This is a genomic window from Pseudomonas salomonii (assembly GCF_900107155.1).
Lineage (GTDB): Bacteria > Pseudomonadota > Gammaproteobacteria > Pseudomonadales > Pseudomonadaceae > Aquipseudomonas > Aquipseudomonas salomonii.
Map to the genome: position 1 here is coordinate 85864 of NZ_FNOX01000013.1, position 23769 is coordinate 109632.

The following is a 23769-nucleotide window of genomic DNA, read 5'->3' on the forward strand; positions in this document are numbered from 1 at the left end:
AAACCCAGGCGGCTCATCGGCAATGCGCCCTGATGTGCCCTAACACTTCTTCATTGTCCTCAATAAAGCCGAACGAACCACTGCGTTCCAGGAATGCCAGTTCGACGCGTGCGCGCTGGAACCCGAGTTGAAGCGCCGGATATAAGGCACGGTCAAAACGTCCGGCCAATACCTTGGTCGGCGGCACCAAGTGGTCGAGCAACGGCCTGAAATCCGGGATCTGCAGCAATTGCCCGCCAATGGTGAAATCAACATCGGCACCGCAAAACAGCGGATAAAGCTCGGTATTGCGTGAGCCTGGCTCACTGAACAATTTGCCCGCGTTAGCCGGGTCATAGAACCTGACAAGGGTGGCCGCCTGGCCGAACAGCGCTTGCATGCGCGGCGAGGTGGACACTTCGCCTTCCGCGTGCAATTGGCTTATCTGCTCCCATACATGGGGCAACTGGGTGGCAATGACCTGATTGATATTTTCATGGTTCTGCTGCCACATCTGCGGGCTATGCAGAGAGTTGCAAAGCAGCACGGATCGCACCAGGTCGGGCTGGTCCAATGCCACCTGCAGGCTGATCAGGCCCCCATAAGAAAAGCCGAACAGGTGAGTACCCTCAGGGCAAAGTTGGCTGATCAATACCGTTATATCGAGTACATCCTGCGCGAAGCTGATAGCGTCCAGATCGTCCGGTTTATCGGAGCGCCCACGGCCATACAGGTCGACATAGATGACCCGAAAATCGGCATGCAGGGCGTCAAAGTGCGGATGAAACAGGGCGTGAGAGCCGGCCGGCCCCAGCCCGGAGAGCAACATCAACGGTTGCCCGTTCCCCGCCTGCTCGACCCAAAGGCGTTTACCGCGCACCTCATGGAACGCGCCGGGCGCGTGTTGTACCGATGAAGCCGTCATGCAACCCCCTGCATATCCTGTTGAAAAACCTCGGCTTCGGCCTGCCGTACAGCCTCCACATCCTTGGCAAGTTGCTGCGGGTCGTCATTAGCCAGTACCACAAAGCCCAGTGCCAGGGTTGCGAACAGATCGCGCGTGGCCGGCACAGCCTGACCTTCCTTGACCTGAATGCTCGCATCAACATAACTGCGCAGAGCGCCAAGGGCGTGCAGTTTTTCAAGATTGCGCGCGATGCAAGGCGCCAGTGCCCGGAAAAAAACCACGTTCATATGCTTAAGCAGGGTGAAGCGCTTGGGCGGTGTGACGCCTTGGGTAAAGTACCTCACTGCCCGATGAACCTGGCTGTCGCCGGTGGCGATGAGGCACAGCGCCGGGTGACCGCCACCATGGGGCCTGGCGCCCAATTCGATCAACCGTGGGCCATCTGTCGTCTGCATGATTTCGATATGGGAGTTACCCCAGGCAATGCCCAGCGCATCGAGCACCCGCTCGGCATAGTCGGCCAGGGTTTGAATGATCGGGTCGTCGTGGCTGACCCATTCCATCCGGTCATAGATGGCCATGCCATGAGCGTTGGCCAACTTGGTGTATTTGCATACGCTGCACAGCGTGTGAACCCCTGCGTAACTGAAGGTATCGACGACGTACTCGGTGCCGGCAAGGTACTCCTGAACCAGCACCCTGTCGTTGATAATGCCCAGGCGGTTGGGCTTATCGAGCAGCCGCGTGAACGCCACCTGCAAGCTTTCATCGGGGCTGACCTTGCTGACGCCATCGGTGCTCGCGCTTTTGGGTGGCTTGACCACCAGGTGCCGATGAGCCAAGCCATTGTCCACGCGCCAACGTTCCACGCTCGCAAAGTCATTGGTGCATATCTGCTTCATCATGGGTACGCCCGCCGCGGACGCCGCAGCGGCCATAAGGCCCTTGTCGCGCCGTGCGAGGGCAAGCCCCGGCGCATTGGCAGCCTGGGGCAGCAGCATGGGTGCGAGGCGTTCAGCAAGCTCCACCCCGGACTCGCAACCTGTTAACACGCAAATCGGCGAGTAATCGCGTAGCTCGTCCGCCAACGCCTTCAAATCGGCGGCAGGCGCTACATACACCTTGAAAAAATCCTGAGGTCGATACGACGCGGCATACACCTCTGGCGGTTCGGCGCACGACAGTACCGCAACCAGCCTGACACCCTCACGCGCAAACTCTTTGGCGAACTGATTGCCGGATGAATACGGATCGACAATCACCGCGTAACGCTCGATGGCCCGCGTCATGATACGGCCCTCGTCATTTCGCTGATCTTGCTGCAGTAACGCGTCCATGCATCTTCCACCGTAGGGCTGAGGGAGCGGGCGCGGATGGCGGCGTGGACCATGCCGGGCTCGATGACCAATTCCACGTCGATGCCTTGGCGCTGCAGTGCTTGCGCGTAAAGCTGCGCATCAATCGCCAGTGAATCTTTCTCCGCGCCCATTACATAGGCCTTGGGCAAACCGCTGAAATCACCCGCAACCAGGGGCGAGACGTAAGGGTGCGCGGTGGTCGAAGGGTCCGGGGTATAACAGGCCGTATAAAACTCCATCTCGCCTCCGGTCAGCAGTGGCGCATCAGCACCGCCGTTGCGCCAGCGGGTGAAATCCAAGACCGGGCTTATCAGGGCCTGGCCGGCAACCGCGGGGCCATTGCGGTCACGCGCCATCATGGCAACCACCACCGCCATATTGGCGCCTGAACTGTCGCCTGCCAGGATGATCCGGTGTGGGTCGATACCCAGAGTATCCGCGTGTGCGTGGGCGTAGAGCAGTGCGGTGTAACAGTCTTCCAGCGCCACCGGGAATGGGTGTTCCGGTGCCAGCCGGAAGTCCACGGCCATGACGTTGATACGAGACTTCGAAGCGATTTCCGCCGCGACAGAATGATGAGTGTCGAGGGTCCCCATGACAAACCCGCCGCCGCGAATATAAATAACCAGACCGTCGCTCCCCGCCCGCGACGGTTCGTAGAGCCTGAACCGAAGGTGCGCATCGCCATGGGTGACGTTATGTTCCGCCCAGCGCACATCCAGCGGCAGCTCATAGGGAAACTCGACCACAAGGCTCTGGTACAGACGGCGCTGCTCCTCCATCGCATAGGTGAAGAAATCAGCAGGCATTACCGCGTTACAACGATCAACGAATTCTTCGATACCCGGTGCGTAAGTCATCGCAATGGCTCCTGTCAGCTGTGGGAAGAGTCTGTACTAAAGGGAATATTGGGTTCACGCAGATCCGCCAGTATTCCGCGGCGAATAAGCGGTAACAGACATAGCGCGGTACCCACGCCGCCCACCCAGAGTGTCCACTCGAGCCCGACGTATTTAATGATCAATGAGGTCATCACGCTGCCCAGGGGAATTGCGCCCCAGATCATGAAGCGCTGCACTGAGTTGACGCGGCCGAGCAGGGACAACGGCGTGTCGGTCTGCCTCAGGGTCAGGGACGTGGGGCCGAACACCCCCTCCCCCAACCCGTGCAATACGCTGGCGGCGATCAGGCCGGCGATCGATCCGGAGGCACCAAAAACGGCAATCAGAAACAACCCGCTGACCGACGTAGCGGCGGCAATCACCAGGGTGCGCGCCATGCCCAATTGGTTGAGCAACCGCGCGGCAATCAGGTTGGCGATCGGAAAACCAATAGCTGCTGCACCAATGACCAGGCCAATCACGTTGGGCGCCAGCAGCAGGATGTCCTTGCAATACAGCACCAGGCTGGTCTCGATAACCGTCAAAAACAGCACATACACGGCACCGCATAAAAACACCGGTTCGAGCTTGGGGTGCGAAAACACGAACTTCAGGCCGGTTTTTATATCCGCCATGATGGAGGTGCGCACTGCGGGGACATGAGTCTGCGCGGGTGCCACGGCCGTATCGCGGATAACACCCAAGGTAAGGATCGACATCAGGAACGAGCAGCCGTTAAGAAGAATCGCCATTGGCGGGCCGAATACCGTGATCAACGGGCCAGCGCCTATTGGCCCCAAGGTGCGGGCAATCGACTCGGAGAAAAACAATTTGGCATTGCCTTTCTGCAAGTCGGATGCAGCGCAATAGATTTCCGGCAAGAACGAGTTGTACGCGACCTGAAAGAACACCGTTGCAATGCCGGCAATCAGGATCAGGCCCATCAGCATCGGGAATGTCAGCAGGCCACCCATGGCCATGAGCGCGACCGTCGCGTAGACCACCATTTGCACAAGGTCCGCCAGGATCATGGTTTTTCGCTTGGGCAGCCTATCGATCAAGGCGCCAACCGGCAGGCCAAGCGCCAGGAACGGCACAAACATTAAAAATGGCAAAAGCACGGCTTGCGCCGCCGATGCGCCGACGGTTTGCACCGCCAGGAACGGCAGAGCGATCACCAGGAATTGATTGCCCAGCAGGCTCAGCGACTGCCCCGACCAGAGCAAATTAAAGTTTTTGTGGTCGGTGCGCCGTAACGGATTTTTTTGTTCAGTGTCCATACACCCTCTCCTAACTCAATAAAACCAATGTCGCTTGACACCTGCGAAACGACGCGGCCTATCAACTGGCGATATTTTCAAACAGCCGGGTGGTAAGTTGTTTTCCAAACCGAACGCCGTCACAACTCAGGTTTAACGAGATCCGGTAATCATGGGATTTTCTAACGTAAATGGGGCAGTCAAATAATTGAACGGCCTGCATCCAGTGCGAACGAACATTATGTGGATCATTGGATAAACACGTGTCTTTTTTAAGATAGAGATCAAACCAAAACACAATGCCATGCGCCAGCGCACTGGCATCGGCGGTAAATGTCAGCTCTTGGTGGGCATCAAAAACAAATTCGTTCTTGAAGTCGGCACTGTAGAACTCCAAGGTGTTACTGACCAGTCGATGCGGCCACGTCTGCAAGCGCACTGGGAAATAACCAGCGGTTTGGAAACTGTTGAATGCACTGACGTCGAGACCAAAAATATCGTCATACACACAGTTGAGGTTGGCCACTTCCTGACTTGATAATAAGCAGGCGTTCAGTTTCACCGATTCAGGAATGATAATGGCGTCGGGGCTGAGCAATTCACGTTTTGCATGAACCAGCGCGTGACCAAAACCTTCGCCGAAAAAACCGCAATCCACGGTTTCGGAAATCATAATCTCGATATTGCGTGGAATATCTTCACCCGGAATCATATCCGTTGACAATTTATTGATAACGGTAATGCGATGCTCCAAACCATTTATTCGGATGATTTCCTCTGCCTTGGCAGCCACCACTGGGTTAAGTTCACACGTGTAAACATGCCGCGCGCCCTTTCGGGCAATCAGCATCGCCAACAGGCCGGAGCCGGTACCAATATCAAGTACGGTTTTATTGGTAAGGTCGGTTGCATCAATGGCGTCAAAAAAAGCCTGATTGCGTTGCTGGTCGTTCAACATAGAAAAATGCCAGCGGGGGATGGTAGCTATCAACGGGTCATTTACATTGATGGTGGTAGCTTTAAACACAGCCTCATTGTTATGACTCAACATGCTAAATCTCCAAAGTTTGGCGATGCGTCCAGTTCAGCGGGTTTGATCAGACGTTGTAAATAAGCCTTTCGAAATCGTTAAGCCCAACCCAGACCGTGTTCGCGTTTTCCACGAAGGCTATATCCAGGTAATCAATCTTGCACTTCTTAGTCTTTTTGCCATGCCAGGGACAGATCACCGACTCATTGTCTTCAGTGCCATGGGTCAGCGGGCCGCCTCGATGCCGGCAGGTCATGTCCTTGAACTTTATCTGCCCGTCTTCGTCGCGCTGCATTTGGATATATTTACTGACCGTCTTGATAACCGGCGGTGTCTGAGATCGATCAAAGGCTATAAGTTGCATATTGGCGATAATCCCCGATAGACAGAATTCGATATTTGCAAAAGTCAGACAAGACCAGCGCACCGTGCAGCCGGTTTTTTGCGATCACCACACAGTCGCCGGGCGACAGATCACTGAAACAATCCGGGCCGTGACAAAACCGCAGCAAGCCTTCATCGACAATACAAAACTCGTCACCATCATGAACGTGCGGAACAGACAGCTCGTTCTTGGGCTCATTGAGGTAGGCGACAGGGATGTTTTCGATGTTTTCCAACACCCTCTGTTTGATATCCATCGCCAGCTGGCGATAGAGGGGGCGCTTGTTCATCCAGGTGATCTGCGCGCACAAATCATCTTCCATGATCTGCTGGAGCATGCAGGACATTTCAATACCACGCACAAACTCGGGATACACCGTCGGCCCGTAGCGTTCCGCCAGCGGCAATAAAATTTCATTCAAGGTCATGGAACCATGGAAGTCGTCGATATGCACGTGTTCGGTGTAATAGCGCGCGTCCACATCAGGAAAGTGTTGCAACAGTAAGTTCCTGACTCTGCCGCAATAAGGCCCGAACGAGTTCTCTGCATAAGTGATTGCGCCGACGTATTCAAAAAAGCATTCCGGGCTTCGCGTCAATTTATGGAAGTAGTTATTGTTGAGCAGCGAAGACGTCAGGTAGAAATTCCAATAAGCATGGGAATTATCCAGCATGCCGATAGATTTCAGCGTCGACTTGAACAGCGTACTGTGCTTTGTCGCATGTTTGCCATAACCGAACTCATCGAGTAATACGCGGAATACTGCAGATTGCGCGTCGCCATAATCGCCTTTTGCAAACCTCGCCATGTGCGAAGACTCAGGAAGGAAATCCACGGCGTGTTGCATCAGTAACAACTTCAGCATCAATTGCGGGTCATCGGCACTCTGAATCAGGCTCAAAGCATCTAATACGGCGTCGCCATGAGGTTCAAGTTTTTCTGCAAGAAAGCACTTGAACAGCTCCTTGTTCCACCCCCCACCGACTTTTACCTGAGCCTGTAGATCACCCAAAACCTTTTCCTCAAGCGGGGCAATCAGCTCATTTGCCAGCGTTCTCAGCGGAGTGCTATAGGCAGTTTTGAGGTCTTCTATAATATTGTTGGACGTAGCAGGCAGGTAGAGAAAATCTTGTTCGTACAGCGCCGTAAGCGTTCGATTCATTGTCAGGGATGAATAATTGAACAGCGTACTTTGCGTAACGCTGTCAAATGTAGTGTAGGGAAAAGCTTGCGGTCGAAGGGGGCGTTTCCAGACAGATTCACATTCTACCCAGTCTTCGCCGTCATGATATAGCTCTGTTTCACCCAAACGTTTCATAAGACGTTCAAAGTCTTCAGTTGCCTGCACATCCATTGCGCCACCCCAAATGATTAGGTTTATCGATAGAACCAAAGCATTATCGTTCGGCATATCGCATGTCGGCGATGCAATAGCCTTGCACCTCGCGTCAGCACTACACTGATTACGAGGGGCAGGGTCAAAATATTGCAAAACATTTCATGGAAAACTCTGTTTCTTGCTTTTATATTTTTAATATCTAATTTTTCACACGCCACACAGAACGCATCCCGCTGCAGGATCCGCACTATGGTTTTTTTCGCGCACAAAATTTCACATGCACGCTGTTACTTAACCGTTCGGGCCTGCCAAGTTTCGTGCTTTATCAAGTTGATAACCGCGGATACAGCGATAGTCTAAGGTTCACATTGCTTTGTTATCACCTCCCCCTTTTATGAGCCCTTCAGTTGTCAGCTTCCACTCACGGTAACTGGCGGGCATGCATCGAAAGCAGGGGCGATAGCCTGCCAATCGCGCAGTCTGTTCATCGATAAAAAACACACGATCCTCCACATATCCGCCTTTGCTCAATGCCCGCAGTGCAGCCGGGCAGTCCAGGAGCCCGTAGATCTTGCTTCCTTTATGCCCGCCAAACTGACCCGGCTTGGAACTGAGGGCGGGCTTGCCGTGGGAATCTATGACTTTCCAACGCCTCATTACGCGTCCTCCCCCCGTCAAGTCCCCATCCGGCGCAGTTCATCCAGCAACTTGTGTCGCGTGCATGCTCTTCTCGCGCTCGATCAATTTGCGCTTACGCTCCACTCCCCAACGGTAGCCAGACAAGGATCCATCACTGCGCACCACGCGATGGCATGGAATCGCCACCGCGAGCTTATTGGCCCCGCATGCGTTGGCCACTGCACGGGTGGCACTGGGCATACCTATCCGCGCGGCGACCTGGGCGTAAGTCTCGGTCGTTCCTGCGGGAATATCCCTCAGCGCCTGCCAAACCCGCTCTTGGAATACGGTGCCGCGGATGTCCAACGGCAGCGCAAGGCCTGTGCCCGGCGATTCGACAAAGCCGACGACAGTGGCCACCAGCGCCTCGAACTCGGCGTCGCCACCAATCAGGTTGGCGTTGGGGAACTGGTCCTGAAAGCTCTCCACCAACGCATTAGGGTCATCGCCCAATAAAATCGCGCAAATGCCGCGCGCGCTTCTGGCCACCAGGATCGAGCCCAGCGCGCTTTCGCCCAATGCGAATTTGATATCCACATTGGCCCCCCCTGCACGGTACTCGGTGGGTTTCATGCCGAGGATATTTTGAGACGCTTCATAGAATCGACTGTTTGAGTTAAAGCCCGCCTCATAAAGAGCGTCGGTGATGGTGCCGCTGAGCGAAAGCTGGTCTCTGACGCGCGAACGCAACGAAGCGACGCTGTAGGCTTTAGGCGTGAGGCCCGTGAGTTTCTTGAAGACTCGGTGGAAGTGGAAGCTGCTCATGCCCACCTGTTCGGCCAGATCACCCAGGTTGGGAACCATGTCCGATACGTCGATAAGCCGGCAGGCTTCGGCAACAGCCACCGCATGCTTTTGGGCGACGACCGCCGGGTTGCTGCTGTCGCGCTTGGAGGGGCGAAACCCGGCCCTTTCGGCTTCGGCTGCGGTGTCGAAAAACACGATATTTTCCGGCCGAGGCAGCTTGGTCGGACTGAAGGGTTTGCAGTAAACCCCGGTTGTCAGCACGCCGTAGACGAAATCGAGGTTTGCATCAGCCTGGCGGTTGACGAGAATACTCCAGCGCGGATCGTCCTCGGCCTTCAGCACGGGCTGGATGGTTTGGTCTTTAACGCATTCCATGGCAACACCCCACTTTCGCAATTTGCACAAGCCTATCGCTATTGAAGCGCATTAAAACTCCGAGTCTTGCTTTCAAATTCGAACGCTTGGCCGTCCATCACTGCGCATCATGAAATATTACCCCAAGGGTAAACCGGTCCCCCGCTCTGACCTCGCTCACGCCGTGGCGTGTAAATACGGAGTAGAAGCCTCTGGCCCCCTTAACGGGCCTGCGGTTGACGGCAAAAATCACTGCATCGCCCTTGCGCAACGGCACCACGCTGACCCTGGACTGCATCCGTGGCCGCTGTTCGGTAAGCACAAATTCGCCGCCGCTAAAGTCGTCATTGGGCTCAGACAGGAGGATAGCCATCTGCACGGGAAACAGAATGTCTCCATACAGGTCGCGGTGCAGGCAATTGTAATCGCCTGCACCGTAGCGCAGCAGCAGCGGCGTGGGGCGCTCTTGCCGGGCATCATGGCACTGGCTTAGAAAGTCTTCGTGGCGTTCGGGATAGGGAGGTTCAAGGCCAAGTTTAGTGTTCCAATAGTTGGCCAGTGGAACCATCTGCGGGTAAACACAGGATCTCAATGTGGCGATAATAGGCGGCAGCGGGTATGCAAAATATTTATATTGCCCTAAACCGAAGCCGTGGCTGCCCATATTGATACACGACCTAAAAATGGCCGGTTCGCAGTAGCTATCGATAAGACCCTGGCAGACGTCTGGGTCGAGCAGGTTCTCAATGACGCTAAAGCCGCTGGCGTTTACGCGATGTAGATGCTCACTCCAGTTTTCGCAAGCGAGCCTTGTTTCCAATGCCGTGTCGATCATTGCCATTCCCGTGTGGATCGCATGATTGTCAACATACCGCAGGCAATCCGTGGGAGCCTCCGGTTTATTGCTATCAAATTAATCCAGTGAACCGCCCCGGATTTCCATTTCAGATTATCCCGGCCCACCAATTCAAAGCATCGACAAAACCCGCCCAGTGCAGGTTTCGTTGTTTCTGAGGTCTGAAAACCCCAGCCAGCATGCCTTCGGATTTTTCCTTCAAGATATCGCGCCGTTGGTGAACTGTTCCCACCCCATCTACACGGCTAACCTCCTCCCGTCGCTGCAAAATCAGCGACCGGGTTTAGCAGCTCGGTTAATATCAAGGCCTGCAACGCCACCATCCGTTCAGCATCTGCTGGACTGCGTTATGGCGGCTGTGCGTGGGGCACTTTCGGGTGCGCTGGGTTCCTTGATTCCTGGTCTGCTAACCCGCGTACAGTCGCCACCCACTTCGTTTAGCAGCGATGCCTGGCGACTCCACCAATCAAGGAGTTTGCGCCATGAAAAAAATCCCCCCCAATCCCCCAGCGAGCCTTTTCACGGTCGCTCAAAACATCGACCCCGAAACCCTCCTGATTCAAGCCAGCGAAACCCTTGCCTCGCTGAACGCTATCACCACTGACCTGGCTTTCGAACTCGAAGGTGAAAACCGTCAGAAGCTTTTGGGTAGCCAACAATTAATCGTGCTCGGTGAGTTATTGATCGAGCGGGTGTTGACCCTACTGCAGCCCACAAGCTCACCGTCCCCGCAATAGCCACAGCCCAAAAAGCCGAGTCGCCATGCAGCAGCTCGGCTTTAAGAATCTTCAGTGCTCAGCGTCCCTTCGCTCACTCGAAATAAACCTGCTCAACCACGCCACCCGCTCAGCTGCTGCCGATCTTAAAATTAAAGTCATGTGGATAAACGCTTGATCCAACCCTGTAGCCTTTAGCGAACGATGTTTACCACCCGCTATACGAGGAAGCGCTCATGGGTCAGTCCAGCGAAAGTCGTGTTGAGCAGCCGCAGGAGAATATCGAAGTCTCACTGGCTGCCGAGAAAGTGGAACTTGAAGCATGGCTTGATTTATTCGAAGCGGCGCCTGTCCACGTGCGTGCTGCTTTCGACTTAGCCAGTACCAGGATCGGCGCGATGGGGTTGCTGGCTAGCCGAGGCATTCCAATCACCGAGTTCAATCGTGTCATGGGTGTCAACACTGCAACGCTGTCAGAGGCTGATAGCGAGTTCGAATCGTCGCGTTGGTAAACCGAACGATCAGACCGATGCTGTAAAGGCATATTGCATGCCCAAGAGTCGCCCCCTCCCCCCAAGGCCTGGATTCAAAACAGGCCAGTACAGAGTCGGGTTATTAGGCTCTGCTAAATTGCTGGGGAGGGCGTCGGCTGTTTGCGTGTTGGCAGTGTGTCGTCGGCCGCAATCAGACCGACGTGGTCTCACATCACGCTGGGCACCAAATTCTCTCCACCCGAGACTTCAATCACAGTGCCGGTCATATAGCGATTAGTCATTAAGAACAGCGCGGCATGGGCAATATCGGCCGCCGTACCCGCAAGTCTCGCTGGAAAGTTCTGGCGAACTTTCTCACGCAAGCCTTCGCGTTGATCTGCGGGCAGCACGCTCCACATATCGGTGTCGACAAAACCCGGACGAATCGTATTCACCCGAATCGGCGCGAGCTCAAGTGCCAGTGAACCGGCCAGTGCTTCTACTGCGATAAAAGCAGACGTCGGTGCGGTGAAACCGAGTTTTGGCCGAACGGCCGAGCCCCCGGTAAGGAAGGTGATCGTGCCGCCAGCCCTCAGGTGTGGCACCGCATACCGGGCGCAGGCCCAACTGCCGAGGAACTTGCCTTCGATGTAACTACGCACCCCTTGCATATCGGCATCCATAAAAGCGCCCCAAGTCCCGAAATCGGGAGCGGCCGTGATCGCCAAATGGTCGAAGGCGCCTATGCGATTGAAGGCCTCGCGCACATCGGCTTCGTTTCGAATGTCCAGGCTAATCTGTTCGAAATCAGCCAGATCCGGACGCTCCTGCAGGGATGTAATGCGGCGACTGGCGACCGTTACCGACGCGCCGGCCGCATGCGCCGCCTGAGCAATGCCGAGGCCCATCCCGGTTTTGCCGCCTACAACTACCACCCTTTTGCCTCGAAGGCTCAAGGAAGGGACGGCGTTTTGGTTCTGATCAATCACTTCGCTGCTCATGATTCTGTACCTGTTCATTAGTGGATGTGTGTATGCAGTAACCGTCGCCGTGTAGCCGCTAGCCGTTAATCCGGTTACCTGACCGCGCCAGCGACCGGCGATGAATCCATATTAATTAAGTGCCCCTAAGGTGATAATCATCAAAAAACACATATGGTTTATTCATATTTAGAATGAATTGACTCATGTGTTGGAATCGCGCAGATAGCCTGGGAAATTTCAATGGACCGATTTCGTGAACTGACGGCGTTTGTAACCGTTGCTGAAATGGGCGGCTTTTCTGCTGCTGCCCGTCGACTGGGCGATTCGCAATCGGCCATCAGCAAATCCATCAGTGCCCTGGAAAAACGCCTGGGGGTGATGCTGTTCAACAGGAGCACGCGCAGCGTGGCCCTCACCGATCAAGGCCGCCGATACTATGACCGGACCAAACCGCTGCTTGAGGAGATCGATGAAGCCGACGGTGAGCTGGCGAGTAGTGTCGGGGACGTGAGTGGTTTAGTTCGAATAGCGGCGCCGGCTACGTTCGGCCGGCTGCATGTGGTTGCGCTCATCCCGCAACTGCTGGCACTTCACCCGAATATCAAACTGGATGTCTGCCTGTCGGACAGTGTCCGGGATTTGGTTGATGATGGTATCGACCTCGCGATCAGAGTCAGCCCCAAGCATGATCCTGATTCGGTGGTGAAGCCCGTCGCGGCTACAACGCTGGTATGTGTCGGTTCTCGCCACTACTTTGATCGCTATGGCACGCCAGCTGTGCCCGAGGATCTGGCGCAACATAACTGCCTGATCTACAACGACATGACGCAATGGCCATTCCAGGGGCCGGATGGACCGTTCACCGTTCCCGTGCAGGGCAATCTTTCTTCCAACAGTGTAGAAACCATTTTGGCCGCGGTGCTGGCGGGTGTCGGCGTTGGAATGTTCAATAGCGCCTCGTTGGTAGGGGATCTGCAGCATCCTGATATCGTGACGGTGTTAGGCGAGTTTATGAATTCATCGAGAGAGATAAGCCTGATATGGCCCCGGCGTCGGTTCGTTCCCGCAAGAGTCAGAGCAGTTACGGACTTCTTTGCCACACAGCTCGCGTTACGCCTGTGAGTAGCGGCACCAACAGAGCAATTGGAACGTTAAGCGTTGGCGTACCGCGTATCGCCAGGCAGGCGCGCGAGCTTTCACGATAGCGTTCACGCATCAAATGCCGGGTGGGCCACCGAAGTAGGCGCCGCCGGGCGCGGGTTTATTGCGCGCATCATGCCGTGTTCCAAGCATCACGGGCCGGGGTTTCTGCGCACCGTCAGCAGAGCGATGAAAAGCGCACCGGCGACCCCCACCGATATCATCAACCCATGCCCACCCACATAAGAAACCACCACCCCCGTCGCAATCGGCCCCACCACACTCCCCAACGTATAAAACATCGCAATCGCCGTCATCGCCGTAGACACCTGATGCTCCCCCACCCGATCTCCCGCTTCGATCACCGCCAGGGTGTTCATGCCGCCAATCGCCCCACCCCAGAGGAATACGATGAGCGTCGCCAACCAGGGAAGCGGCTGGCTGAACGGAATGGCGAATGTGCCCAGCAGCAAGACTAACCCGCAAACCAATTGGCCGATTGTGTAGGAGCTGCGGTCGGCCATCCAGCCGATGGGCAGTTGCAGGAGCGTGCCGCCGATGCCGAAGACCGAGATCAGCAGGGTCGCGGCAGTGAGCAGGTAACCGGCCGAGAGGCTGTAGCCGGCCAGGAATGAAACGGATGAGGTTTCGGCAAAGCCGGCGATAAACGCGCCGCAGAGTGCGGTGGGGATGACGCTGAATAATTTGCCGTGGCGTTTTTCTGCCGGGGTTTGTGGTTGGGTGTCGTAGGGTGTGAGAGTGAGCGCCAGTAGGCCGGAGAGCAGGACGATGACGGCGCAGGCGTAGTATGGCGCGGCGCTGCCGACGCCGAAGGCCACCAGCAGCAACGGGCCGACGGCGATGCCCAGGCCCATGAGGGTTTCGTGTACGCCGATCGCGCGGCCGCGTTCGTCTTTGGAGGCGACGGCGACGATCCAGGTGTCGCAGGCGATCCAGCGCAGGATCAGGCCGATACCGAGGACAAAATTCAGCGCAAAAATCAGCCCCAGGTGGTGGGTCAAGGTCATGCCGATCAATGCGCCCACGGTGAGCACCGCACTGAGGATGTTGGTTGTGACCAGCCCCAGGTAGGCGAGCAGGCGCGGCACCCATTTGTACAGCAGCAGGATCGCCAGCCACGAGGCGCTGACGATCACGCCGATCTTGGCCGGCTCCACGCCTTGCTGTTCCAGCGACAACGAAAGCAGCGGCGTGACGGTGCCGATCTGCACGATCTGCGAGAGTGCCGAGAGGGTGTTGATCTTGGTTAAGGCAAACCAGCGCTGTTTGTCGGTGTATTCGATGATCGGACTTTCCATGGGTGAAAGGCCTTGGTTAAGCAGCAATAGAACGCCCGAACTGCCAAGGGGCAAAGTAGCGATTAGTACCCTGCCAACCTGCCAGGCACCCATATTCTTAATGACTAAGGATATAAAAACCGAGAGTTACCTTATCTAAAAAGAAGGTGTTTGAATCGCCCCAGGTTTCGTAGACACCTCATTCCCATTACCCTGACGACCTTTATCAGACAACCGGAAGTCAGATACCCGTGCTCAAGCCCCTCGCCGTCATCGCCCTCGCCTTCACGCCCTTGCTCGCCAACGCCGCCGACCTTGCGGGCGTATGGCAAGGCACGCTGGGTAAATCCGCCATCACCGCCTGCTTCAACGGCGTCGACGGCGAGCAGGGCAGTTACTACTACCAGCGCATTCTCACGCCGATCCAGCTGACCCAGGCCAGCGACAACGCGCCGTGGGTCGAAGCCGGCAATACCGGTTTGTGGACGCTGGGCAAACCCCAGGGCGATACGCTCGCGGGCACCTGGAGCAAAACCAAAGACGCCAACTCGTTGCCACTGGCCTTGAAACGCATCAGCACCGACGGCTGCGGCAGCGATGCCTACAACGCGCCCATGGAAGCCGCGCCGTTGCCGGTGAAGACCGAGAAGAAAAGCTTCGAAAACCACGCGTATTTGCTCAAGGCCCAAGGCGCGCAGGTCACGATCAAGCTTGCGGGCGATAGCCCGGCGATTCAGAAGATCAACCAGCAACTCGCTGCCATGGCTGTCAGCGATGAGGCGCAGGCGGACTACTTTCAGGAGCGCCGTGAGTACCTCGGGCGAAACGGCTCGGGCTACACCAGCGAAATCGACGTGGAGCCAACCTATTGGTCGTCGCAGTTCATCACCGTGAAGTTTTATCGCTGGGCGGCGGGCACTGGCGCGCGGGGCATCAGTTGGGGCTTGCACTCCTGGAACCTGCAAACCGGCGAACGTGTCGACCCATGGACCTGGCTCGGCGGCCAACAACAAGGGTATGACGTCTACTCCGGGCACGTGAAGTTGCCTGCCAGGTTCAGCGCCTGGCTGGCCAAACAAACCACCACCGACGAAGGTTGCCCGGCAATCACCGACTACGACAGCTTCGACCTGAGCTTCAACACCCAAGGCTTGCAACTCGCCACACGTGCCACGGGCGACGGCTGCGACAACGACTTGAGCTTCACCTGGGCGCAATTGGAGCCGGTACTCACCGAGCCTGGCAAAGCGGCATTGCCCAGCTTGAAACTGCCCTGAATATGGGGCTGAGTGGGCCTTACAAAAACCCCACATTCGTTCACGAAATGTTAAGAAACGGCTACCTATACTGACCGATTAACATGGCCGCTCCCCCGAGCGGTCCCCTGCTTCGGTAGCCAGAACCATGACGCGTCCCGCTCCTCTGCTGCTCTTTCTTCTCGCTGGTCTGTTGTTCTTCTTCGCCCTCGGCGGCCATGAGCTGCAAGGCTCCACTGAAGCCCGCGTCGCCGGGATCGCCATGGCCATGCACCTGGACAATGACTGGGTGATCCCGCGCCTGTTCCGCGAGCCCTTTCTGGAAAAACCACCCCTGAGCCTGTGGCTGGATGCTGGCGCCATTCGCCTGTTTGGCGGCACCACCTGGGCCGTGCGCCTGGCGTCGGCGTTTGCCGGGTTGTTCAGTGTGATGCTGTTTTACGCGATGCTGCGCAAGTTCGGGCGGCCGCAAACCCTGGCGTTCTGCGCCGCGCTGATCCTGGCGACCATGGCCAGTTACTGGGGCAATGTGCGCGGCGTGGGCGAGGACTCGTTGCTCAGCCTCGGCGTGACCACCGCGCTGCTGGGGTTCTACCAGGCCGTGCGCACTGATCGCGAAGGCTCAAGCGGTTGGGCCTGGGCGCTGTTTACCGTCGGCATGGTCATCGCCACCTTGAGCAAAGGTGTGCTCGGCCTGGCGATGCCGGGCATTGTGATTTTTGTGTATTTGCTCAGCACCAGCCTGATGGACAAACGCCTGCGCCTTGGCGACTGGCTCAAGCCGGCGCTGTTCACCTTGCTGGCGCTGGTGCCGCTATTGATCTGGCTGGGCTTCCTGTTTCAGCGCGGCGGTATGCAGTCGGTGGCGGAAGTGCTGTGGACCAACAGCGTCGGGCGCTTCAGCGGCTCCTTCGTCGAAGCCGGGCATTACGAGCCGTTCTATTACTACATCGCCAAGCTGCCCGAGGCTTTCCTGCCGTGGAATATCCTGGTGTACCTGGGCTTGTGGCACTTTCGCAAAAGCCTGGTGCGTAACCGTTACCGTCTGTTTTTCAGCGTGTGGCTGGTGGCGCAGTTCACCCTGCTGACCCTGGCGTCGAGCAAGCGTGTGGTTTACCTGATGGCACTCACGCCCGCTGCCGCCGTACTGGCGGCCGAATATGCCGGGGTGTTGCTGGAGTGGCTTAAAGCCAATAAACCGTCGATTTATCGCTACCACCGCAGGGTGATCGGCGGGGTTTTCACCCTGGCGATTGCCTGCTACCTGGCGGCGGCCTTCTGGTTTGCCCCCAAAGCCGACGTGCGCCAGTCGTTTGTGCCGGTGATCAGCCAGATACAGGCCTACCAGGCACAAGGCAAAGACGTGGTGCTGTTCCAGCCCAACGAACGCATCGCCGGGGCCAGTGTGTTCTACCTGCAGGCCTACTTGCCGATCCTGCAAACCGAAGCCGAGTTGCGCACTTACCTCACAGCCAAACCCGGCAACGTGGCGCTGCTGGACCGTACTGAGCAACTGAGCGAGAAAGTCACGGTGATCAAGGAAATGGCGATCAACCGCCAGCCTTACTACTTCGTCGAGCAGTAAGGCCGGCGCTGCACATCAGTGCTTGGTGAGTTTGTCCAGGTAACCCATGGCAAACGCCGAGACCACGAAGGTCATGTGGATGATCACGTACCACATCAAATGCTGCGGATCGACGTTCTTGGCGTCCATGAAGATCCGCAGCAGGTGGATGGACGAAATCGCCACGATGGAGGCCGCCACTTTCATCTTCAGCGACGAAGAATCCATGGTGCCCAGCCAGTTGAGCTTTTCTTTGTTCTCATCGATATCCAGCTGCGAGACGAAGTTCTCGTAGCCGGAAATCATCACCATCACCAGCAAACCGCCGACCAGGGCCATGTCGATCAACGACAGCAGCAACAGGATCACCTCCGATTCCAGCATGGTGAAGATGTTGGGCAGGACGTGGATGATTTCCTGGAAGAACTTCAGCGCCAGGATCAGCAGGCCCAACGAAAGCCCCAGGTAGATCGGGGCCAGCAGCCAGCGCGAGGCGTACATCGTATTTTCGATAAAGCGTTCCATCAGATCTCACACAGCCAGGCTAAAAATGGCCGCGAGTATACCAGCCGCCTCCAAACAGCTGGAACCACGAGAAAACTGATCTGTACGGCATCTGTAAGAGAATTTTTCTGCTAGTGTCGAGTCCTCTCACTCGGCTTGATGATGTCGGACAGGAAGATTCAGATGACGGATGTGCGATCCCCTTTGGCCACCCTTGGCCTGTGTGCGGTGTTGCTGATGGCTGGCGGCTGCTCCCCGAAAGAAGAGCAGAAGCAGGCCACCCTCGAAGAGAAAACCGCAAAGTTCGAACAATCGCTGGACAGCATTCAAGACCCCAAACTCAGAGACGCCATCGCCGACCTCGGCGGCTCCCTGCTGTTGCTGGAACGGGCGCGGGTCAAGCTCGCCAACAAGCCTGTCGAAGCCGAATACGGCGAAGACACCCTGGCCCTGCTCACGCACTACCCCACGCCCCAGGCCCTGGTCGACACCTACATCAATGGCCTGTTCGTGCTACGCAAAGCCTCGCACTCCGACTACCTGACCGATCTGCAGCCAGTGTTCCCGTTCAGTTTCAACAGTCCCGACCAGTTCCCCTTCCCCCACAGCCTGGAATGGCAGTCGGTGACCTTGAGCAACAATAAGGTTATCCCCTTCCAGCCGGAATGGTCGGAAACCGACCCGGGCATCCAGTTGAGCCCCAGCAGCTCCAACCTGACCAACCCCGATGACCTGACCGTCACCTACCCGTTTATCGAAGGCATCGAGACAGACAACAAGAGCCAGCCGCAACCCGTCAGCCTCAAAGGCTCGGTTGAAGTGGTTGCGCCGGGCAAGGTGCTGACCTTCGACCTGTCGAAAAAAGACGTGGGCCACAAACGCACCGAGGGCACGGTCACCCTCAACCTGCTGTTGCTGGAGAAGAACTACGCCGAGATTGAACTGACCAACAGCGCACCGCTGGCGCCGGAAGTCGGTGACGAATCGCCCAACCCTTTGCTGGTGCAGGCACGCGACAGCACCGGGCAGTACCTGACCCGCTCGGGCTCGATCAACGAAAATGCCGCGCAAGTGGCGTTCTACGAGAAACAACTGGCCGAGATGCAGAAGCAGAAGGCCTGGTCGGATGACTTTGAGAAGCAACTTACCGACGAGCAAAAAGCCTTCGAGCACAAACAGAGCAGCCACTACGCCAAGGTGTATTTCAATGGCGTAATCGACACGTTGCAGGTCGATGTCCTGGACTTCTCCACCGCCACCCTCACCCGCAAAGACCTGGACCTGCCGGTGCAGCGTTTCGACAAGAACAGCCTGCAAAGCAGCGTACAAGCGCTGCCGATGCCGGTCACCGTGTACGACGACAGCGCCGCCAGTTGGCTTAAAGACGCCGCCATGACCGAGGACCAGCTGAAAAAAAGCGTGACCATCACCCAGTCGACCGAAGACGCCAGCGCGGCGAAAATCGTGTTTGACCACCCGTTCACGTTCAATGACGACCTGGTCGGCGCTGATCGCAACAACAGCGACGCGCCCATCACCTTCTTCACGGCGGACGACAAAGGCGAGCGCGGCGAGCCGATTGAACTGCCCACCGAAGCTTTCGAGCTGAACGCCGGCAGCGGCACACTCACCTACGACCTCAACCTGTTCCCGGAAACCCCGGCCTTTGTGGTGGGCTCGGTGCCGCTGTTTTTGGCCACCATCGAGAAAAACACCCTGGATGCGAGCAAGCTGCCTAAAGGCTTGTCGCTCAAGGACAACGCACTGATCGTCGACCAAAAGGAATTCCCCGCCGACAGCTGGCGTTTCTACGCCAAGGACGCCAGCGGCAATTACCTCAAGGAAATCCTCGGCGTAAGCCACCGCGCCGAGGAATACGGCACGGCGCTGTTTGACGTGCACTACTTCTACGGCCAGCCCACCCGCCTGGAAAGCTACCAGCGCACCGACCTGGATACCGTGCAATACGGTTTTGAGGTCAAGCTGGATAAGCCCGAGGGCAAGTAACCGCAACGATCGTTCCCACGCTCCGCGTGGGAATGCATCCCGTGACGCTCCGCGTCACCTGCCCACGGCTTGAACCTGCGCTGGCTGCGGGACGCGGAGCGTCCGGGGCGGCATTCCCACGCAGAGCGTGGGAACGATCATCACAGCGCCAATCGCTCTCGCCCACCGTTGAGTTGGCGCAGATGGGCCTGCAGGTGCAGACACCAGATCTGCGGGTCATCGGCCAGCGCATAGCCGTGCAGGGTCAGGCTTTGCACAATCGACTCCAGAATGGTTTCTGCCACAAAAGGCCCATGGAACGGGCCTTGGGATTTGACGGTGGACGGCTGCTCGCCGGTCATGCCGGCGGCAAACAACAAGGTCCACATCCCGTTTTCCCCGGCGAGCGGGCGAATGGAGCATTCGATACGGGTGACCAGGCCCAGGCATTGGCGGGTAAGGCAAAGGCTGCGCGGCATGGCGGCGACCCTCGGTAGATCGGTGTTCAGCCCCAATCACGCGGCGAGGCTGTCTCTGTCCTGCGACTCCTGTGGATATCCCTTGAAGTGAGAATAGAAGAAAACCGGTGCAAACCAAGGTTGTAGGGACCAACGGGCGTTGGTCTTTGGGAATGGAGTCAATTTAGTGGCGAATTTACCGATATTGTAGATACACCGCTGATCCAATGTGGGAGCGGGCTTGCTCGCGAATGCGGTCGGTCAGACACATTGATACTGACTGATCCACCGCCTTCGCGAGCAAGCCCGCTCCCACATTGACTGCACTGCGACGAAACATCAGGTTGGCTGGGTTTGCGCCAACGCCTGCTGCGCCAGCTCCTTCTCCGCCTCCTTCAAATCATCCTCGCTGATCATCTCGGCAATCGCACGCAACCGCTCAACCACGCGCGCATTCACCGTGCCTTCGGGGAATTGCCCTTCTTCGTCCGGCTCACCGGCAGGCTCGCCCACCAACAGGCTCAGCGCCTCGTCGGCCTGACGCACGGCGTAGATATGGAACTGCCCGTCGCGCACGGCTTGCAGCACCTTCTCATCGAGCATCAGCGTGGCCACGTTGGCCTGCGGGATGATCGCGCCCTGCTCGCCGGTCAAGCCGCGGGCTTCGCAGAGGCGGAAGAAGCCTTCGATCTTCTCGTTGACCCCGCCCACCGCCTGCACTTCACCGAACTGGTTGATTGAGCCGGTGATGGCAAAGCACTGCTTGAGCGGCGTTTTCGACAAGGCCGAAATCAAGGTGCACGCCTCGCCCAGAGACGCACTGTCGCCGTCCACGTAACCGTAGGACTGCTCCAGCGCGATACTCGCCGAGATCGCCAGCGGGAATTCCTGGGCATAACGACTGCCCAGGTAACCGGTGAGGATCATCACGCCCTTGGAGTGGATCGGCTGGCCGAGGTTAACTTCGCGCTCGATGTCGACAATGCCGCTGCCGCCGGGGTACACCGTGGCGGAAATCCGCGCCGGCACGCCGAACGCCGAATCACCGACTTCCAGCACCGTCAGCCCGTTGCACTTGCCCACTGCCGCACCGGCGGTGTCGATCAGGATGACCCCGGCGAGCATGTCGTCGAGAATCCGCGCCGATACCCGCCCGGTGCGCGTGGCCTTGGCCTTGAGCGCACGTTCGATATGGCCGGCATCGGTCATCTCGTCGCCCGCCAGGTGGCGGATAAAGTCCGCCTCGCTGACCAGTTGGAACAAGTCGCCAATGCGCGCCGACAAACGGCCCTGATGCTCTGCCAACCGAGCGCTGTAAGTGGCCAGCCGCGCCACCGCGTCCGAGGTCAGCGGCGCCATGCCTTCTTCCGAGGTGCGGGTTTTGAGCAACTGGGCGAACTGTTCCAGGCTTTCGTCGACCATCGGGATGTCTTCGTCGAAGTCCACCAGCACGCGGAACATCTCCTGGAAGTCCGGGTCGGCGTCCTGCAACGCGTAGTACAGCTGGCGCGAACCAATGATGATGACCTTGACCTGCAACGGGATCATCTGCGGGTTGAGGGTCACGGTGGCCAAGCGCCCCAGCTCACCCAGCGGTGACTCCATCTTCAGCTTGCGCGACTGCAAGGAACGCTTGAGCGCGTCCCACACAAACGGCTCGCTGAGCATTTTTTCGGCTTCCAGGATCAGGAAACCGCCATTGGCACGGTGCAACGCACCTGGGCGCAACTGGCGATAGGTGGTGTAGAGCGCGCCCTGGTCGGTGCTGTACTCGATACGGCCGAACAGGTTGTCGTAGGTCGGGTGCGGCTCAAACACCACCGGCGCGCCGCCGTTGACCGAGTGGCCCACCACCAGGCTTGGGCAATATTGCTCTTCGAGCAGCTTGCGCGCCTGGGCGTCGGTCTTGGCGTCGTCGACCAATTGCTCGACCACGGTTTTCAGCAGGTAGACCTGCATGGCTTGCAGGTAACCGCAAACGCCTGCGTTTTCTGCGTATTTTTCCGACAAGGGCGCCAGCAAAGGTTGCAGGGCCAGGGTGATGGTTTCTTCGTTGAATTGGCGCAGTTGGTTGTTGGACTCACGTTTCCACTGCGGCAAGCTGGCCAGCTCTTCGTTGAGGCGTTCTTCCAGCTCGGAAATATCCGTGTGGAAACGCTCGCGATCGACTTCCGGCAGTTGCGAGAACTCCGCCTCATCCAGCGCCTTGCCGTCGAGCATCGGCGTGAAGGCGATGTTGGAGCTGTCGCGGTACAGCGCCACGTCTTTTTCCAGCGCCAGGCGCTCGATCACGTCCAAGGCCTTGTCGTAACGCTGGTTGAAGGCGCGGTCGATGGCGCTTTTGCGCTGTTGATAGGTCGGGTGTTCAAACACGGCCGGGAACGTGGCGACAAGGTTGTCGACCAAGGCGTTGATATCGGCAATGAACGCCGCCGCAGCGCCGCCCGGCAATTCCAGGGCACGCGGTTCGCGCGGCTCATCAAAATTGTTAACGTAGACCCAGTCCGACGGGGTCTGCAGGCGTTTGCCTTCGGCTTTCAGGTAGCGTTTGACGAACGAAAAGCGGCCGGTACCGGGCTCGCCCATGACAAACACGTTGTAACCGGGGCGTGGCATCGCCACACCGAACTGCAACGCTTCTACTGCGCGTTCCTGGCCAAGCACACCGCGAAAGGGCTCCAAATCATTGGTGGTCGAGAAGCTGAACTGTTCAGCGGAGAAAGGGCGAGTCAGCGCTTCGGGCGCTAGACGCAAGCTGGCAGCAACAGGATCAGGCATCGGGCTTCCTTACATCAGGCGGGGCAGATGTCGGCATTCTGGCTCTCGCTGACGCGCTCTGGCAAGGCGAGGCTGTGGGAAAGCATAGACAGGGCATGCGTCTTACAAAAAAATCGCTGCCACGCTCGACAACCACACCGATTGTTTTATAAAAAATCACGGAACCCTGGGATCGTGCCTAAACTCCAAACTGCGCGGGTTGGACTAATAACTGGCCCCTAGGGCGCTGCGACGCGCCTGAACCCTTGTCCATTGGTTTGCACACAAAGAGAACAAAGCTATGAAACGGATCCTTCTTGGTACTCTCTTCACCGTTGTCTCCCTCAATGCAATGGCTGAATCGCCAGGTGGCCCGAACTGCGGTTGGGGCAACATGCTGTTCGAAGGCCAGCGCGGTACTCCGGCTCACTTCCTCGCTTCCACCACCAACGGCACCTCGGGTAACGCCACCTTCGGCATGACCTCGGGCACCAACGGTTGCAGCACCAACAGCGCCCTGACCTACGGCGGCAAGTCCTGGATTGCCATGAATGGCATGATGAACGAGCTGTCCGAAGACATGGCCAAAGGCAACGGCGAAGCGCTGACCACCTACGCGGTGGTACTGGGCGTTGCACCGGAAGATCGCGAGCACTTCGCGGCCGTGACCCACGAGCACTTCCAGCAGATCTTCAGCAAAGCTGACGTGACCGCCGACGACGTGCACAACAACACCCTGGCTGTACTGAAAAGCGATACCCGCCTGGCCAAATACGCTACCCAGGCTTAAGCTCGACTGGCCCGCGCCTTTCGAGGCGCGGGTTTTATTTCTGGCTTTATTTTTGGTTCTATTTTTGGGCC

At 57.4% G+C, this 23769-nt stretch carries 22 protein-coding genes; 7 read left to right on the plus strand and 15 right to left on the minus strand.

Annotated elements, in window-relative coordinates:
* Positions 1-13: 13 nt before the first annotated feature.
* The 10 genes from BLV67_RS26125 to BLV67_RS26170 form a co-directional block, all read right to left on the minus strand.
* Positions 14-904 carry an alpha/beta fold hydrolase gene (locus BLV67_RS26125; protein ID WP_239694223.1) on the minus strand — a complete coding sequence of 297 codons (891 nt, stop codon included), beginning with the start codon at positions 902-904 and terminating at the stop codon, positions 14-16.
* Positions 901-2223, minus strand: a complete 1323-nt coding sequence (locus BLV67_RS26130; RefSeq protein ID WP_244160775.1) for an ATP-grasp domain-containing protein — start codon at positions 2221-2223, stop codon at positions 901-903. Before BLV67_RS26130 ends, BLV67_RS26125 begins: the two co-directional genes overlap by 4 nt.
* Complete coding sequence (locus BLV67_RS26135) at positions 2172-3104, minus strand: alpha/beta hydrolase (RefSeq protein ID WP_069786498.1); 933 nt, start codon at positions 3102-3104, stop codon at positions 2172-2174. The genes BLV67_RS26130 and BLV67_RS26135 overlap by 52 nt, the downstream gene beginning before the upstream one ends.
* 14 nt (positions 3105-3118) lie before the next feature.
* Complete coding sequence (locus tag BLV67_RS26140) at positions 3119-4405, minus strand: MFS transporter (protein WP_069786497.1); 1287 nt, start codon at positions 4403-4405, stop codon at positions 3119-3121.
* A gap of 61 nt (positions 4406-4466) precedes the next feature.
* The gene (locus tag BLV67_RS26145; protein ID WP_069786496.1) at positions 4467-5435 is read right to left on the minus strand and encodes a class I SAM-dependent methyltransferase; all 969 of its coding nucleotides are present in this window, start codon (positions 5433-5435) and stop codon (positions 4467-4469) included.
* Between the two features lie 46 nt (positions 5436-5481).
* Positions 5482-5778 (minus strand): Rieske (2Fe-2S) protein, encoded by a 297-nt coding sequence (locus BLV67_RS26150; protein ID WP_069786495.1) that lies wholly within the window; start codon positions 5776-5778, stop codon positions 5482-5484.
* A complete protein-coding gene (locus tag BLV67_RS26155; protein WP_244160776.1) occupies positions 5759-7210 on the minus strand; it encodes an iron-containing redox enzyme family protein in 1452 nt (483 codons plus the stop codon). Before BLV67_RS26155 ends, BLV67_RS26150 begins: the two co-directional genes overlap by 20 nt.
* 291 nt (positions 7211-7501) lie before the next feature.
* Entirely contained in the window at positions 7502-7795 is a 294-nt protein-coding gene (locus BLV67_RS26160) for an Ada metal-binding domain-containing protein (RefSeq protein WP_069786494.1), read from the minus strand.
* 39 nt (positions 7796-7834) lie between these two features.
* Positions 7835-8938, minus strand: a complete 1104-nt coding sequence (gene ada, locus BLV67_RS26165) for a bifunctional DNA-binding transcriptional regulator/O6-methylguanine-DNA methyltransferase Ada (RefSeq protein WP_069786493.1) — start codon at positions 8936-8938, stop codon at positions 7835-7837.
* 97 nt (positions 8939-9035) lie between these two features.
* Positions 9036-9752 (minus strand): 2OG-Fe(II) oxygenase, encoded by a 717-nt coding sequence (locus BLV67_RS26170; RefSeq protein ID WP_204839893.1) that lies wholly within the window; start codon positions 9750-9752, stop codon positions 9036-9038.
* Between the two features lie 503 nt (positions 9753-10255).
* Between BLV67_RS26170 and BLV67_RS26175 the strand changes: the two genes are divergently transcribed.
* Both BLV67_RS26175 and BLV67_RS26180 read left to right on the plus strand, forming a co-directional pair.
* Positions 10256-10510: a DUF6124 family protein gene (locus tag BLV67_RS26175; protein WP_069786492.1), complete on the plus strand. Its 255-nt coding sequence runs from the start codon at positions 10256-10258 to the stop codon at positions 10508-10510.
* Between the two features lie 215 nt (positions 10511-10725).
* Positions 10726-11001 carry a hypothetical protein gene (locus tag BLV67_RS26180; protein WP_069786491.1) on the plus strand — a complete coding sequence of 92 codons (276 nt, stop codon included), beginning with the start codon at positions 10726-10728 and terminating at the stop codon, positions 10999-11001.
* A 188-nt stretch (positions 11002-11189) separates the two neighbouring features.
* Here the strand turns inward: BLV67_RS26180 and BLV67_RS26185 are convergent, their stop codons facing one another.
* The gene (locus BLV67_RS26185) at positions 11190-11963 is read right to left on the minus strand and encodes an SDR family oxidoreductase (protein ID WP_069786490.1); all 774 of its coding nucleotides are present in this window, start codon (positions 11961-11963) and stop codon (positions 11190-11192) included.
* Between the two features lie 222 nt (positions 11964-12185).
* Here BLV67_RS26185 and BLV67_RS26190 point away from each other — a divergent pair, with 222 nt between their 5' ends.
* A complete protein-coding gene (locus BLV67_RS26190; protein WP_069786489.1) occupies positions 12186-13067 on the plus strand; it encodes a LysR family transcriptional regulator in 882 nt (293 codons plus the stop codon).
* 170 nt (positions 13068-13237) lie between these two features.
* Here the strand turns inward: BLV67_RS26190 and BLV67_RS26195 are convergent, their stop codons facing one another.
* The gene (locus tag BLV67_RS26195; protein WP_069786488.1) at positions 13238-14404 is read right to left on the minus strand and encodes an MFS transporter; all 1167 of its coding nucleotides are present in this window, start codon (positions 14402-14404) and stop codon (positions 13238-13240) included.
* Between the two features lie 230 nt (positions 14405-14634).
* Here BLV67_RS26195 and BLV67_RS26200 point away from each other — a divergent pair, with 230 nt between their 5' ends.
* Together BLV67_RS26200 and BLV67_RS26205 are read left to right on the plus strand one after the other, a co-directional pair.
* Positions 14635-15660 carry a hypothetical protein gene (locus BLV67_RS26200; protein ID WP_069786487.1) on the plus strand — a complete coding sequence of 342 codons (1026 nt, stop codon included), beginning with the start codon at positions 14635-14637 and terminating at the stop codon, positions 15658-15660.
* A gap of 127 nt (positions 15661-15787) precedes the next feature.
* On the plus strand, positions 15788-17224 hold the full coding sequence (locus tag BLV67_RS26205; RefSeq protein ID WP_069786486.1) for an ArnT family glycosyltransferase: 1437 nt from the start codon (positions 15788-15790) through the stop codon (positions 17222-17224).
* 15 nt (positions 17225-17239) lie between these two features.
* Here the strand turns inward: BLV67_RS26205 and BLV67_RS26210 are convergent, their stop codons facing one another.
* On the minus strand, positions 17240-17728 hold the full coding sequence (locus BLV67_RS26210) for a TIGR00645 family protein (RefSeq protein ID WP_017139291.1): 489 nt from the start codon (positions 17726-17728) through the stop codon (positions 17240-17242).
* Between the two features lie 162 nt (positions 17729-17890).
* On the opposite strand from BLV67_RS26210, the gene BLV67_RS26215 reads away from it, so the two are divergent.
* On the plus strand, positions 17891-19714 hold the full coding sequence (locus BLV67_RS26215; protein WP_069786485.1) for a hypothetical protein: 1824 nt from the start codon (positions 17891-17893) through the stop codon (positions 19712-19714).
* Positions 19715-19854: 140 nt separating this feature from the next.
* On the opposite strand, the gene BLV67_RS26220 is transcribed toward BLV67_RS26215, so the two are convergent.
* Complete coding sequence (locus BLV67_RS26220; protein ID WP_065911150.1) at positions 19855-20172, minus strand: PA4575 family protein; 318 nt, start codon at positions 20170-20172, stop codon at positions 19855-19857.
* Between the two features lie 318 nt (positions 20173-20490).
* The gene (locus tag BLV67_RS26225) at positions 20491-22929 is read right to left on the minus strand and encodes a Lon protease family protein (protein WP_069786484.1); all 2439 of its coding nucleotides are present in this window, start codon (positions 22927-22929) and stop codon (positions 20491-20493) included.
* 280 nt (positions 22930-23209) lie between these two features.
* Here BLV67_RS26225 and BLV67_RS26230 point away from each other — a divergent pair, with 280 nt between their 5' ends.
* A complete protein-coding gene (locus BLV67_RS26230) occupies positions 23210-23698 on the plus strand; it encodes a DUF3015 domain-containing protein (protein ID WP_017139294.1) in 489 nt (162 codons plus the stop codon).
* The last annotated feature ends 71 nt before the right edge of the window (positions 23699-23769 follow it).